At 43.3% G+C, this 12,835-nt stretch carries 14 protein-coding genes; 8 read left to right on the forward strand and 6 right to left on the reverse strand.

The genetic code is table 11. The annotated features are described in order from the left end of the window. Nucleotides 1-33: 33 nt before the first annotated feature. Nucleotides 34-1,077, reverse strand: a complete 1,044-nt coding sequence (zipA, locus tag BCU34_RS09830; protein WP_102479244.1) for a cell division protein ZipA — start codon at nt 1,075-1,077, stop codon at nt 34-36. A 229-nt stretch (nt 1,078-1,306) separates the two neighbouring features. On the opposite strand from zipA, the gene cysZ reads away from it, so the two are divergent. The 5 genes from cysZ to crr all read left to right on the forward strand — a co-directional run bounded on the left by cysZ (nt 1,307) and on the right by crr (nt 6,308). After that, nucleotides 1,307-2,065 (forward strand): sulfate transporter CysZ, encoded by a 759-nt coding sequence (cysZ, locus tag BCU34_RS09835; protein ID WP_102479243.1) that lies wholly within the window; start codon nt 1,307-1,309, stop codon nt 2,063-2,065. A 237-nt stretch (nt 2,066-2,302) separates the two neighbouring features. Next, nucleotides 2,303-3,271, forward strand: coding sequence for a cysteine synthase A (gene cysK / locus BCU34_RS09840; protein WP_102479242.1), 969 nt, complete (start codon nt 2,303-2,305; stop codon nt 3,269-3,271). 302 nt (nt 3,272-3,573) lie between these two features. Further along, a complete protein-coding gene (locus BCU34_RS09845; RefSeq protein ID WP_004734263.1) occupies nt 3,574-3,831 on the forward strand; it encodes an HPr family phosphocarrier protein in 258 nt (85 codons plus the stop codon). A gap of 136 nt (nt 3,832-3,967) precedes the next feature. Further along, nucleotides 3,968-5,692 carry a phosphoenolpyruvate-protein phosphotransferase PtsI gene (gene ptsI, locus BCU34_RS09850; RefSeq protein WP_048660880.1) on the forward strand — a complete coding sequence of 575 codons (1,725 nt, stop codon included), beginning with the start codon at nt 3,968-3,970 and terminating at the stop codon, nt 5,690-5,692. Nucleotides 5,693-5,798: 106 nt separating this feature from the next. Continuing rightward, nucleotides 5,799-6,308, forward strand: coding sequence for a PTS glucose transporter subunit IIA (gene crr, locus BCU34_RS09855; RefSeq protein ID WP_004737851.1), 510 nt, complete (start codon nt 5,799-5,801; stop codon nt 6,306-6,308). A 575-nt stretch (nt 6,309-6,883) separates the two neighbouring features. Here crr and BCU34_RS09860 read toward each other — a convergent pair. From BCU34_RS09860 to BCU34_RS09875, 4 genes are all read right to left on the reverse strand, one after another. Next, nucleotides 6,884-8,017 (reverse strand): flagellin, encoded by a 1,134-nt coding sequence (locus BCU34_RS09860; protein ID WP_048659821.1) that lies wholly within the window; start codon nt 8,015-8,017, stop codon nt 6,884-6,886. A gap of 296 nt (nt 8,018-8,313) precedes the next feature. Continuing rightward, entirely contained in the window at nt 8,314-9,447 is a 1,134-nt protein-coding gene (locus BCU34_RS09865; RefSeq protein WP_102432030.1) for a flagellin, read from the reverse strand. A gap of 121 nt (nt 9,448-9,568) precedes the next feature. Beyond that, nucleotides 9,569-10,492, reverse strand: a complete 924-nt coding sequence (locus BCU34_RS09870) for a Dyp-type peroxidase (RefSeq protein ID WP_102432031.1) — start codon at nt 10,490-10,492, stop codon at nt 9,569-9,571. 65 nt (nt 10,493-10,557) lie between these two features. Next, nucleotides 10,558-11,019, reverse strand: a complete 462-nt coding sequence (locus tag BCU34_RS09875; RefSeq protein WP_102479000.1) for a DUF2919 domain-containing protein — start codon at nt 11,017-11,019, stop codon at nt 10,558-10,560. A gap of 109 nt (nt 11,020-11,128) precedes the next feature. On the opposite strand from BCU34_RS09875, the gene BCU34_RS09880 reads away from it, so the two are divergent. Both BCU34_RS09880 and BCU34_RS09885 read left to right on the forward strand, forming a co-directional pair. After that, nucleotides 11,129-11,473 (forward strand): DUF2956 domain-containing protein, encoded by a 345-nt coding sequence (locus BCU34_RS09880; RefSeq protein ID WP_102479001.1) that lies wholly within the window; start codon nt 11,129-11,131, stop codon nt 11,471-11,473. A gap of 12 nt (nt 11,474-11,485) precedes the next feature. Continuing rightward, nucleotides 11,486-11,818, forward strand: coding sequence for a DUF4156 domain-containing protein (locus tag BCU34_RS09885; RefSeq protein ID WP_102479002.1), 333 nt, complete (start codon nt 11,486-11,488; stop codon nt 11,816-11,818). Between the two features lie 68 nt (nt 11,819-11,886). Here the strand turns inward: BCU34_RS09885 and BCU34_RS09890 are convergent, their stop codons facing one another. Beyond that, entirely contained in the window at nt 11,887-12,174 is a 288-nt protein-coding gene (locus tag BCU34_RS09890) for a winged helix-turn-helix domain-containing protein (protein WP_004741665.1), read from the reverse strand. Between the two features lie 205 nt (nt 12,175-12,379). Here BCU34_RS09890 and BCU34_RS09895 point away from each other — a divergent pair, with 205 nt between their 5' ends. Further along, nucleotides 12,380-12,727: an ArsC family reductase gene (locus BCU34_RS09895; protein ID WP_102479003.1), complete on the forward strand. Its 348-nt coding sequence runs from the start codon at nt 12,380-12,382 to the stop codon at nt 12,725-12,727. Nucleotides 12,728-12,835 lie beyond the last annotated feature (108 nt).

The following is a 12,835-nucleotide window of genomic DNA, read 5'->3' on the forward strand; positions in this document are numbered from 1 at the left end:
AATATAGATTATTTACAAGGCTAAACAATACGGCTAGGCGTTCGATGCCGTCATAAAGTCTCTGATTTGCTTGCGGTAATCAGATAAACGGTTTGGTGTCATTAAGTTACGTGACTCATCCAATACGTTTCCGCCCATATCATCAGCAATTTTCTGCGCCGCACTCAACATTACATTGAAGTTTTGATCAGCCTGACCGTAACAAGGTAACGTCATAAAGAACGAAATACCTTTAGTCGTGAAGTCAGCAGGGTCGTCATGTTCTAGAGTACCTGGCTGCATCATGTTCGCTACGCTGAAAATAACTTTTGGTTCGTCACTCGATTGTGCAAAGCAGTGGTAGATAGACATCTCACCATAAGTTAGACCGTTGTTTTCCATGCTGCGGAACAGCTCAGTACCCACGAATGGGATCTCTCCAGCACAGTGAACATTAAGAACGATAACTTCTAAACCAAGTTCTTCATCTGACTTCGCTTCTTCAACAGGCGCACTTTGCGGAGTAACAACTTCTTTCGCAACAACAGGCTCACCAGGGGTGAACGTTTCGTTTGGAACAAGTGGCTCATCAACCGTCTCAGAAGTTTCTTCAAACGAACCGTACTGCTCTTTAAAGCCTGCATGGTTTTCTTTTTGTTCGTCGGTCAACTCAAAGCTTGGAACTTCAGGCTCAATAACCTTCTCCTCCTTAAGCTCTTCCGGTTCACTTTCAACCTTGATTGGGTCTTCAACGCTGAAAGAAGGAAGATCATTCAATTCGATGTCGTCTTCGTGAACTTCTTTCACTTGTGGCGCTGTAAGCGGATCTGAATCGATTAGAGGATCAGTCGCAGATGGCGAAACAGCAAAATCCGGTTCTTTGCGTTCTTTTCGGATTATCTCAAAATCATCTTCTGGGGCGAATGAACGATTTGGGATAGTTTCTGCTTCATCTAAGCTATCGTTATCAAGCTTACCAAGCGGCTTATCTCCAAACTTTGCTTTCCCTTCTTTTTTACTCGTCCATAGACCATGGAACAATAATGCGGCGATAGCTAATGCGCCAACAATAATGAGTACAAATCGCAATTCCTGCATTTTTCGCTCTCAGCTTTCTTAGTCAACTAGCGATAAACACGCTGTCACTAAGTTGGGTTAATTTGGCTAATCTCACTACTCTATCAAAAGTAGCCACTGTTTTAGAACAACTTAATACAATTAGTTCCTTACATGGTGTGATTTTCACCACGCTTTTTTTCTTAATTTTGGTCGAGTACACTAGACATGTTTGCTATTTAATCAAATTCACATGTGACCTAATTTAAATATGACTATTGAATCTGTTCCCCGCTCCGGCTTTGGCTATTTTATTTTCGGAATAAAAATCGCTTTGTCACCGAGCATTCGTAAGTTTGTACTCATGCCACTTATCGCGAACGTGTTACTCGTTGGTGGTGCCTTGTTTTATATCTTCTCCAACCTAAACACTTGGATTGAAGGTTGGATTGGTGCGTTACCAAGCTTCTTATCGTGGTTGTCATACATTTTATGGCCATTACTAGTGTTAACCATCTTGGCCACGTTCTCGTATTTCTTTAGTACGCTCGCTAACTTCATTGCCGCACCGTTCAACGGCTTGCTCGCGGAAAAAGTTGAAGAGTTGCTGAGCGGTAAAAAAGTGAATGACGATGGTTTACTTGATGTTCTCAAAGATACCCCACGTATATTAGCGAGAGAATGGCGCAAGCTTGTCTACGTTCTGCCAAAAGCGATCGGTTTATTCCTACTTTTGTTAATTCCAGCACTAGGGCAAACCGTTGCACCGTTTTTATGGTTCATCTTCACAGCATGGATGTTAGCGATTCAATACGCTGACTACCCGTTCGATAATCATAAAATCAAGTTCGATGACATGAGAAACAATTTGAAACAAAAACAAGGTAAGAGCTACTGCTTCGGTGCGCTTGTTTCTGTTTTCACGACCATTCCAATTTTAAACCTGATTGTAATGCCCGTTGCCGTTTGTGGCGCAACAGCAATGTGGGTTGCTGAGTTTAAAGACCAAGCCCTACGCTCACGTCTATAGTTCTCGTCTTTAACCCTGCCTATACTTCCTAGTTTCGCCTATCTTTTTGAAGTTCTGATTTCAATAAAGATAGGCGTCAATTCTGCTACATATCTATATGATATAACTTTTTAATCCTTTTACCTTTTTTTTAACTTGTTTAATCTAAATTCAAGCTAAACAAACATCGAAAGACACTAGACGGTAAAGTGATTGATATACTACGTTTAGTTCTGTCATTAAATGAAGGAATATCGCATGAGCAAGATCTACGAAGACAACACCCTAACGATTGGTAACACACCTCTAGTCCGCCTTAACAAAGTAAGCAAAGGTAACGTCCTAGCTAAGATCGAAGCTCGTAACCCAAGCTTCAGTGTTAAGTGTCGTATCGGTTCAAACATGATCTGGGAAGCAGAAAAAGCAGGTACTCTGAAGCCAGGTATTGAGCTTGTTGAACCGACTAGTGGTAACACTGGTGTTGCTCTTGCCTTCGTAGCCGCGGCGCGCGGTTACAAGCTAACGCTAACTATGCCTGAGTCAATGAGCCTAGAACGTCGTAAGTTGCTTAAAGCGCTTGGCGCAAACCTAGTGCTGACTGAAGCACCAAAAGGCATGAACGGCGCGATTGCTAAAGCAGAAGAGATTGTTGCTTCAGATCCAAGTAAATACCTACTACTACAACAATTCAACAACCCAGCAAACCCACAGATTCACGAGCAGACGACTGGCCCTGAAATTTGGGAAGCAACAGACGGCGAAATCGACGTGTTTGTAGCGGGTGTTGGTACGGGTGGTACTATCACTGGTACAAGTCGTTACATTAAAGGTGAAAAAGGCAAAGCGATTACTTCAGTAGCAGTTGAACCAGCCGAGTCTCCAGTCATTGCACAAGCGCTTGCAGGCGAAGAAATCAAGCCAGCTCCACACAAAATTCAAGGTATCGGTGCAGGTTTCATCCCTGGAAACCTAGATTTAGATATTATTGACCGTGTTGAATCGGTAACTTCTGAAGAAGCGATTGAGATGGCTCAACGCCTAATGAAAGAAGAAGGTATTCTTGCAGGTATCTCATCTGGCGCGGCAGTTGTAGCTGCGAACAGAATCTCAGAACTACCTGAATTTGCAGGAAAAACTATCGTTACCGTACTACCAAGCTCTGGTGAGCGTTACCTAAGTACAGCCCTATTTGCTGGCATCTTTACGGAAAAAGAGAACCAACAATAATATGTGGTCAAATCAATTTTTCGTCCAAAAAAGCCCCGTTTAGGGGCTTTTTTGTTGATCCCTGCCCCACCTTTGGTAATATCGGGTCTGTTTTATTTTTCGCTTCAAAATAAAAGAAGCAATAAACAAATTCTGAAAGTCATGAGTACTCAACAAAAGACGACCATGGCTGGATAAAAATTTATAACCAGTCTAAGTTCTAACACGAACATGGCGTACTAGCCTCTAGCGCATTTGGGCTAAAGCAGTTAAGCTAATCTGGTTACAAACTTACAAAAAATAAATTAATTGGGGTATATAAAATGTACGAGAAGCAAGTAGAAATCACAGCAGAAAACGGTCTTCACACTCGTCCAGCTGCACAGTTCGTTAAAGAAGCAAAATCTTTCGACGCTGACATCACAGTGACTTCTAACGGCAAAAGCGCTAGCGCGAAAAGCCTGTTCAAACTACAAACTTTAGGCCTAGTAAAAGGTACTAACGTTACTATTTCAGCTGAAGGTCCTCAAGCTCAGCAAGCAGTTGACCACCTAGTTGCTCTTATGGATCAACTACACTAATACGGTCTCCTTCTTTCAAAGCCATTTTGCATAGCAAAGTGGCTTTGTTCGAAATAGATAGGAATAAGCGCGACATTAGTCGACGACTTAAAGTCACACACTCTCCCGTTTACAGTTGAACAACTAAGGTAAGGCTATGATTTCAGGCATCCTAGCATCTCCTGGTATTGCTTTCGGTAAAGCACTACTACTTCAAGAAGATGAAATTGTCCTAAACACTCAATCTATCTCTGACGACCAAGTTGAAGCAGAAGTACAGCGTTTCTTTGACGCTCGTAACAAATCTTCTCAGCAACTTGAAGTTGTTAAGCAAAAAGCACTTGAAACTTTTGGCGAAGAAAAAGAAGCAATCTTTGAAGGCCACATCATGCTGCTTGAAGATGAAGAGCTAGAAGAAGAGATTTTAGCACTCATCAAGAAAGACAAAATGCACGCAGACAACGCGATCCACACTGTGATCGAAGAGCAAGCTGTTGCACTAGAGTCTCTTGATGATGAGTACCTAAAAGAACGTGCAACTGATATCCGTGATATCGGTACTCGTTTCGTTAAAAATGCTCTAGGCATCAACATTGTATCTCTAGCAGACATCAATGAAGAAGTTATCCTAGTAGCTTACGACCTAACGCCATCTGAAACTGCACAAATCAACCTAGACTACGTTCTTGGTTTCGCTTGTGACATCGGCGGTCGTACATCTCATACTTCAATCATGGCACGTTCTCTTGAGCTTCCAGCTATCGTTGGTACTAACGATATCACTAAGCAAGTTAAGAACGGCGACATGCTTGTGCTAGACGCGATGAACAACAAGATCATCATCAACCCTTCTGAAGCTGAATTAGCGGAAGCTAAGAAAATCAAAGCAGATTTCGAAGCAGAAGCGGCTGAACTAGCAAAACTAAAAGATTTGCATGCTGAAACTCTAGACGGTCACCGTGTAGAAGTTTGTGGCAACATCGGTACAGTAAAAGACTGTGACGGTATCCTGCGTAACGGCGGTGAAGGCGTTGGTCTGTACCGTACTGAATTCCTATTTATGGACCGTGACGCGCTTCCTACTGAAGAAGAGCAATACGTTGCTTACAAAGAAGTAGCTGAAGCAATGGAAGGCGAGTCAGTGATTATCCGTACTATGGATATCGGTGGCGACAAAGACCTACCATACATGGACCTTCCACAAGAGATGAACCCTTTCCTAGGCTGGCGTGCAGTACGTATCAGCTTGGATCGTCGTGAAATCCTACGTGACCAACTACGTGGCATTCTACGCGCATCTGCACACGGTAAACTACGTATCATGTTCCCAATGATCATTTCTGTTGAAGAGATCCGTGAACTGAAAAAAGCAATCGAAGAGTACAAAGTTGAACTTCGCGCTGAAGGCCTAGCTTTCGATGAAGAAATCGAAATCGGCGTAATGGTTGAGACTCCAGCTGCTGCTGCAATCGCACACCACCTAGCGAAAGAAGTATCTTTCTTCTCTATCGGTACTAACGACCTAACGCAATACACTCTTGCGGTAGACCGTGGTAACGAAATGATTTCTCACCTATATAACCCACTATCTCCTGCTGTTCTTACAGTAATCAAGCAAGTGATCGACGCATCACACGCTGAAGGTAAGTGGACTGGTATGTGTGGTGAACTTGCTGGTGATGAGCGTGCAACGCTACTTCTTCTTGGTATGGGTCTAGATGAGTTCTCTATGAGCGGTATCTCTATCCCTAAAGTTAAGAAGGTAATTCGTAACTCTAACTTCGCTGAAGTTAAAGCTATGGCTGACGAAGCACTATCTCTACCTACAGCTGCAGAAATTGAAGCTTGCGTAGAAAAATTCATCGCTGAGAAAACTCAGTAATCGCCAAATGCTTAATAAAGTTAGACGGCTAAAAATAGTCGTCTAATTTGTTAGATTGGTATAGTATATTCTACAGAATAAAACTAAACGTTAGGAGCATGACACAATGGGTCTGTTTGACAAACTGAAAAAGCTTGTATCTGATGACAGCGCTGATGCTGGTGCAATCGAAATCATCGCACCTCTTTCTGGTGAAATCGTAAACATCGAAGATGTGCCAGATGTAGTTTTCGCTGAAAAAATCGTTGGTGACGGCATCGCGATCAAACCAGCTGGCGACAAAATGGTAGCTCCAGTTAACGGTACTATCGGTAAGATCTTCGAAACTAACCACGCATTCTCTATCGAGTCTGACGACGGTGTTGAGCTTTTCGTTCACTTCGGTATCGATACTGTTGAACTTAAAGGCGAAGGCTTCACTCGTGTAGCTGAAGAAGGTCAATCTGTTAAAGCTGGTGACACTATCATCACTTTCGACCTAGCGCTTCTAGAAGAGAAAGCGAAATCTACGCTTACTCCAGTTGTTATCTCTAACATGGACGAAATCAAGGAGCTGAACAAGCTTTCTGGTTCTGTAACTGTTGGCGAAACTCCAGTTCTTAAAGTAACGAAGTAATCTCGATTACTTATCTGCTTTAATGAAAACGCTACCTAAGGGTGGCGTTTTTTGTGCCTGCTGTTTTTTTCAATACCTCAGATAGCAATACTGACTATCACACCAAAACTCTTCTCCAAGCTCCCTCAAAGAATCACAACCACACTGACCGTTTGCGCCCTACTATCCAACTAGGTTTTGACTAAACGTTATTAAGCGCTATTCAATGCATTTCGCCTATACATCAAATTACACTTGTGATGTGTAACAAACAGCAGTTCTCTGATATCTCGTTCTACTCGATTCTGAGATGACGACTAAAGACTTCGATTCAGGTAAGCAATAGAAGATCAATACCACCCTGTAGTCGTCATTCCCTACAGTGAGGAAAAAGCGTGATAGGGAATCTCGCTTTTGCTTCTGTTTACCCGCACTACACTTTTCCAAATACACCTTCACCAAATTTCAGGCAATAAAAAACCCAGCCGAAGCTGGGTCTGTTTAGCGCTCATCTCTCACCACGAGCTAATTTGTGGAAGCCTAGCGTTAACGCTTATGATCAAAAATACTTATGGTCAACGTGGCCTTTCAATCGATTAACCTAGTAAGCTAAGTGCCGAGTTCGGTGCTTGCTTCGCTTGAGCAAGAATCGAGCTTGAAGCTTGAGAAAGGATCTGAGACTTAGTCATCTGAGTCGTTTCTTTCGCGAAGTCGGTATCTTTAATACGGCTCTTAGATGCGTTAACGTTCTCGTTAATGTTATCTAAGTTGCTGATAGCGTGGTCGAAACGGTTTTGGAAAGCACCTAGCTCAGCACGGTGGCTGTCTACGTACTTAAGTGCCGCATCGATAACCGCTACAGACTCTTGTGCGCCGCCAACAGACGTTACGTCGATAGTATCAACCGTTACGTCTTTGCCAGGTTGCATGCCTAGTTCGCCAGCAAGGCTACCAGAGAATGCCACTTCGCCTTCAACTTTGTTGTTACCAGTAAACATTTGTAGCTTACCATCTTCAGTTACAGACGCTTTCACAGAGTCTTGTTGACCGTTGATGTACGTTGCTAGCTCTTCGATGTCGTCACCCGCTTTTGCGCTGATGTCGATTTCTTGGGCTTGACCGAAGTTGTCAGTGAAAGACAATTTTAGGTCGTTAGAACCTGCTTGAACGTTCCAATCTTTGTCTTTCGCGTTCTCAGTTTGGTAGCTCTTACCACCCATCTGAGCATTATCAGAGCGCATGTCTTTCAGTTGAAGCATTACCGCTTCACCGTTATCCGCGCCGATTTGGAATGATTTAGTACCGTGAGTACCGTTAAGCAGCTTGTTACCACCAAAAGACGTCGTTTCCGCGATACGGTTTAGCTCGTCGTTCAGTGCTGTTACTTCTTCTTGAATCGCTACACGCTCAGATTTTGAGTTTGAGCCGTTTGAAGATTGCAGAGACAAATCACGCATACGTTGCAGGATGTTCGTTGTCTCGTTCATTGCACCTTCAGCAGTTTGTGCAATCGAGATACCGTCGTTCGCGTTACGTACAGCAACATCAAGGCCACGGCTCTGAACGTTCAAACGGTTCGAGATTTGTAGGCCCGCAGCGTCATCTTTTGCGCTGTTGATTTTAGAACCTGAAGCTAGACGCTCCATTGATGTTTGTTGTGCGCTGTTTGCGTTGTTTAGGTAACGTTGCGCTGTCATCGCTGATACGTTTGTATTTACATTCACTGCCATGGTGACTTCTCCAATTGATTTTCCGGTATAGCGGTTTCCGACGTCTCGGAAAACCAAGTAGTTATCTCTAAGTTACTTTTAATAACGGCGTGATTGGCGAAACCTTTAGGAAAAAAACAACAAAATTAAAGAAATAGCGATAAAGGAGAAGAAAGCGTGACTGGCAGTAAAATTATCAAAAAAAGATGAGAAAAACACTAAAGTTGCCGAGAAGTCGGTCGAGTGACAATTTGTATTTTAATTAACCAAACGGACTGATTAAGCCGAAACACATTTATAATATTTTAGGCAATTTATTAACCCAATAAGGTTAAGGCAAGGTTCGGCGCCTGCTTTGCTTGGGCCAATATTGTGGTGCTCACCTGCTGCAAAATTTGTTGCTTAAGCATTTGAGTGGTTTCCTTGGCGTAATCAGTATCTTTAATTCTACTATTTGATGTCGCCAAGTTCTCATGAACATTTTCGAGATTATTAATCGCATGATCAAAGCGGTTTTGCATTGCGCCTAATTCAGAACGATGACTATCCACGTACTTCATCGCTGTATCCAAAATAGAGACAGCACGCTGCGCACCACCCACATCGGTCACGTTGATGTCGTCGACAGATTCGTAATAACCCGCCGACATCGAAAGTTCACTGGCTAACGAACCTGAGAAAGAGATCGTGCCGGCCGTATCTTCGCCAGACATGTAGATCTGAAGTTGCCCTTCGTCATTGACGGAAGCCGATACCAGATCTGTTTGACCATTGATGTAAGTCGCCAGCTCTTCAATGTCATCGCCCGCTTTAGCATTAATGGCGATCTCTTGAGGCTGACCAAAACGGTCGGTAAAAGACATCGTCATATCATTCTGGTTGGATTTTACTTCCCACGAGTCACTTGCCATGCCACTGGCAACATAACTAAAGCCCCCCATGTTGATGTCATCGGTGCGCATGCTTTTCAGGCCGATTTGCACCGCTTCACCAGAACTACCACCGATCTGAAATGACGAGCTACCAAAACTACCGTTAAGGAGCTTTTTTCCACCAAATGAGGTGGTTTCTGCAATTCGATTCAACTCGTCATTTAAGGCGGTCACTTCTTCTTGAATGGCGATTCGTTCTGATGAACTATTCGAGCCGTTACTCGCTTGTAGGGACAAGTCACGCATGCGTTGCATGATATTGGTGGTTTCATTCATCGCACCTTCTGCAGTTTGCATAATGGAGATGCCGTCATTCGCATTGCGAACAGCGACATCAATACCGCTCATCTGCGCTTCAAGTCGATTCGAGATTTGCAGGCCTGCAGCGTCGTCTTTAGCGCTGTTAATACGACTCCCTGAAGCCAAGCGCTCCAAAGATTGGTTCAGCATGTTGTTGGCATTAGAGAGGTTTCTCTGAGCCACCAGCGCTGAGACATTTGTATTAACAGTTATAGCCATAGACCTTCACTTACAAAAAGATGAATAAAACTCACGATTGCTCTTATATCGACCAATTCATATAAAGCTTTAATAAAAAAGGAGCCCTGAGGCTCCTTTTGTTCATTCTTTTTGAGACGGCTTACTTAATCGTTAATGCACTCAACATCTCAGTTGAAGGAGCAAAGTAGTAAGCGCCAGTAACGGCTTTAGTAAAGCGAAGCAGTTGGTCGGTTTTGCCATCGGTTACGCCGTACATGCTCTCTAACATCGCATCAAAGTTATGACGAACGTTACAGTAAGCAATGAACAGTAAACCGTGATCGCCCGTTGCTGTGCCGTAGGGCAGGCTGTGACGAACGATTTTAAGACCCTTGCCTTCTTCTTTAATATCCACACGGCCAACGTGAGACGCTGCTGGAACATCATCTAACTCGATAGAGTCTGGTTTAGTACGGCCAACCACTTTCTCTTGTGCCGATACGTTTAATCGGTTCCAAGCAGGTAGGTTATGCACAAAACGTTGCACCATCACGTAGCTACCACCCGCGAATTCACCTTCAGGCACAATCGCCACTTCAGCGCGCTGTGCGTCTTTCGGGTTTTCAGTGCCATCAACGAAATCAGTCATGTCACGTGAGTCTAGGAAGCGGTAACCGTAAGTTTCATCCACTACTTCAACGTCTGCCGCTACTTCAGATAGCAATTTACGTAGGATGAAGAAGTGCAGATCATGTCGGTTTGAATGACAGTGAATCAAAACATCAGACAGTGTGCTCGGTGCTGTCACATCACCTTCGCCAAGCGCAGGGAAATCAATTAGATCAGAGGGAGCAGCTTGCTCGAACTTATCCCAAAAAGCTTTTGAGAACGCAACCGACGCCGTTAGGTTCGCATCAGGTTGAGTTTGGTTTAGCTCTTCGATTAGAGTCGGAAGCTTTTGAATTTCTGCTAGTACATTAGCAGTATTAGCGTTCACTTTAAGTTGAACGTAAAGAGCGAAAGGCCCAGCTTCAGGCAAAATAGCACTTTGAACGTTAGGCTGCTCATTTGAAACATTAAGCATAGATTATTCCTTCCAGTTTTAGCTTCTAAGTATAATTGTGAATGGGACAAATGTTTTGATGAGAATCAGTCTTCGAGCTCAACCACTTTAAAGCAATCCCTTGCAGCATGGCTATTGGTTAGGTAAAGCGCCAACCACAGCAGCAACAATAGGGTGATGCCATTTGACCAACGGAACCATCCGTTATCCAAATAGATTAAATAAATCGTATGGGAGCTCTGTGCCAAGATAGCCATCATGGTCACCCCGCGCCCCCATGACACGACTTTGTTAAGGCGCTTTCTATCTGGAGATCTTAGCCCAAATAACCACATGATTAGCAAACTAGGAATACTCAACGCAATTCCAACATAAAACATCTGATGATCTGGGTAGACTATCTCGAGGATATCCGTTCCCGATTCTCGGCTTGCGCCTGCAACAATGAAAACGACCAAGGCTTTAGCAAGAAACAACCAACCTAACCAGAGCAAGATCGGGGCTTTCAAAAAGCCGTGCTTGTCGTATTGTTCTATGGAGTACCGCACAAATCTCACTTTCACTTATTTTCAAACCAACACTTTAACGCAAATCATTCATACTTAACTAGCTTTGCGTTATCTTAGTAGCCAATCCGTTTTAATTATCGAACTCAGTATGAAAAAGAAAACTAATACGCCGTCTGTTGAATCTCAACAAGAAGCACTGAAGATAGCCAAAGCGACTCAAAAGCCAGCTCAAACCAAAGAACAAACTAAACTGATTGCTCAAGGTATTGAGAAAGGCATCGCCTTGTATAAGAAACAGCAAAAAGAGCGCAGCCGCCAAGCCGATAAAGCGAAGAAGCGCGTACAAAAAGAGAAGCAAACTCAACAAGCTAACCAAAACCAAGAAGACACGATCGAAACAAGTGTTGAAACCGCATCAAATCACGCCAATAAATTGCCGTGGCTACTATTGGTCGCTAGCTGGATAGGCTTCGCAATTTATTTGATGAAATAACAGGGTAATCGTATGAAAAAGGAATTAGTCGCTTTGATTATAAGTGGTGCATTGCTAGGTTGCACGACACCCACATCAATGCCCCATAGCGAAGCTGACAAAGTACAAATGGACTACCACGGCCTGATTAATATCGACCAATGCGAGTATAAAGGGGAAGTCACTGGCAGCGAAGGTCACTGGTACAGCTATTTGTTCTTTCCCAATGACACCCTGATTCAAGGTGCGATTAATGAGCTTAAGTCGAATGCCATTGAGCTAGGCGCAGATACCGTCATCTTTACCTTACCTCAAGATTTTGCGACTTCGGTTACCATGCTTGGCACCGCCTACCTGTGCGAGTAAGCAAATAAATCGGCATATCGGTATGCTTCGATTTTATGACGCCCAAAAGAAAGCCAGCTTTCGCTGGCTTATGCACTAAATCCAAGGCTTGTTGCTATATCGCCTTTACGTTCTAGAACCCACTGACTGTCAAATGGTCCCCAGTCGGATAACTGGTAATAACCATCATTATGACGTCGCCCATCTTGAACAAACATAAGTTCGATACCGATCCCCGGTAACGCCTTGAGTACATCTTGAATAGTACGACGAGGCCAACCCGTTTTTTCGATGAGTTTAGGCACATTTGGCCTATCAAGGCTTTCGACTAACAATGCTAAATATAGCCGCCTTGCAAAAACAGGACTCAACTCCATTGACACCTCCTATATATGTGCAACTCAATTATTTCTTTTTTCGCTGACAACATGTTGAGGCTGATCAATAACTCTCCAATAGTGACATTTTCTTACTGTTTTTTTTCGCTCAATGAAATATTCCTCACTCTATTTTGTCTGAATTGCTGCTTCCTGATAGGATTCAACTCATAACAATGAAATAAAATCACCCAAAGGAAGAATAATGACTATCACTATGTTTGGTATCCCAAATTGCGACACCATCAAAAAAGCAAAGAAATGGCTCGAATCTGAAGGTATCGAGTTCGAATTTCACGATTATCGCAAACAAGGCATCACTGAAGAGCTAGTAACAAACTTTTGCTCAGAGCTTGGCTGGGAGCTTGTACTAAACAAACGTGGTACGACTTATCGCCAACTTTCTCAAGAGCAAAAAGACACGTTAACGGAGCAAACTGCAATCACTCTGCTTGTTGAACAACCAGCAATGATTAAGCGCCCTGTCTTGAAAGTCGATGGCAAGCTTCATATTGGCTTCAAAGCTGACCAATACGCGGCTATTTTTGCGTAATCAGCAATTTACGTAATAAGTAATATTAGAACAGATAACAAAGCGTTGAACTTCGCCTGTTCAACGCCTGAAATCAATGACTAGAAGTTTTATTTAAACAAGGAATTC

It is taken from the genome of Vibrio sp. 10N.286.45.E10, assembly GCF_002874195.2.
Lineage (GTDB): Bacteria > Pseudomonadota > Gammaproteobacteria > Enterobacterales > Vibrionaceae > Vibrio > Vibrio crassostreae.

Bases quoted from the DNA above. Each gene is read 5' to 3' on its own strand.
- zipA (WP_102479244.1), bottom strand. From the start codon at position 1,077: ATGCAGGAATTGCGATTTGTACTCATTATTGTTGGCGCATTAGCTATC.
- cysZ (WP_102479243.1), top strand. From the start codon at position 1,307: ATGACTATTGAATCTGTTCCCCGCTCCGGCTTTGGCTATTTTATTTTC.
- cysK (WP_102479242.1), top strand. From the start codon at position 2,303: ATGAGCAAGATCTACGAAGACAACACCCTAACGATTGGTAACACACCT.
- BCU34_RS09845 (WP_004734263.1), top strand. From the start codon at position 3,574: ATGTACGAGAAGCAAGTAGAAATCACAGCAGAAAACGGTCTTCACACT.
- ptsI (WP_048660880.1), top strand. From the start codon at position 3,968: ATGATTTCAGGCATCCTAGCATCTCCTGGTATTGCTTTCGGTAAAGCA.
- crr (WP_004737851.1), top strand. From the start codon at position 5,799: ATGGGTCTGTTTGACAAACTGAAAAAGCTTGTATCTGATGACAGCGCT.
- BCU34_RS09860 (WP_048659821.1), bottom strand. From the start codon at position 8,017: ATGGCAGTGAATGTAAATACAAACGTATCAGCGATGACAGCGCAACGT.
- BCU34_RS09865 (WP_102432030.1), bottom strand. From the start codon at position 9,447: ATGGCTATAACTGTTAATACAAATGTCTCAGCGCTGGTGGCTCAGAGA.
- BCU34_RS09870 (WP_102432031.1), bottom strand. From the start codon at position 10,492: ATGCTTAATGTTTCAAATGAGCAGCCTAACGTTCAAAGTGCTATTTTG.
- BCU34_RS09880 (WP_102479001.1), top strand. From the start codon at position 11,129: ATGAAAAAGAAAACTAATACGCCGTCTGTTGAATCTCAACAAGAAGCA.
- BCU34_RS09885 (WP_102479002.1), top strand. From the start codon at position 11,486: ATGAAAAAGGAATTAGTCGCTTTGATTATAAGTGGTGCATTGCTAGGT.
- BCU34_RS09890 (WP_004741665.1), bottom strand. From the start codon at position 12,174: ATGGAGTTGAGTCCTGTTTTTGCAAGGCGGCTATATTTAGCATTGTTA.
- BCU34_RS09895 (WP_102479003.1), top strand. From the start codon at position 12,380: ATGACTATCACTATGTTTGGTATCCCAAATTGCGACACCATCAAAAAA.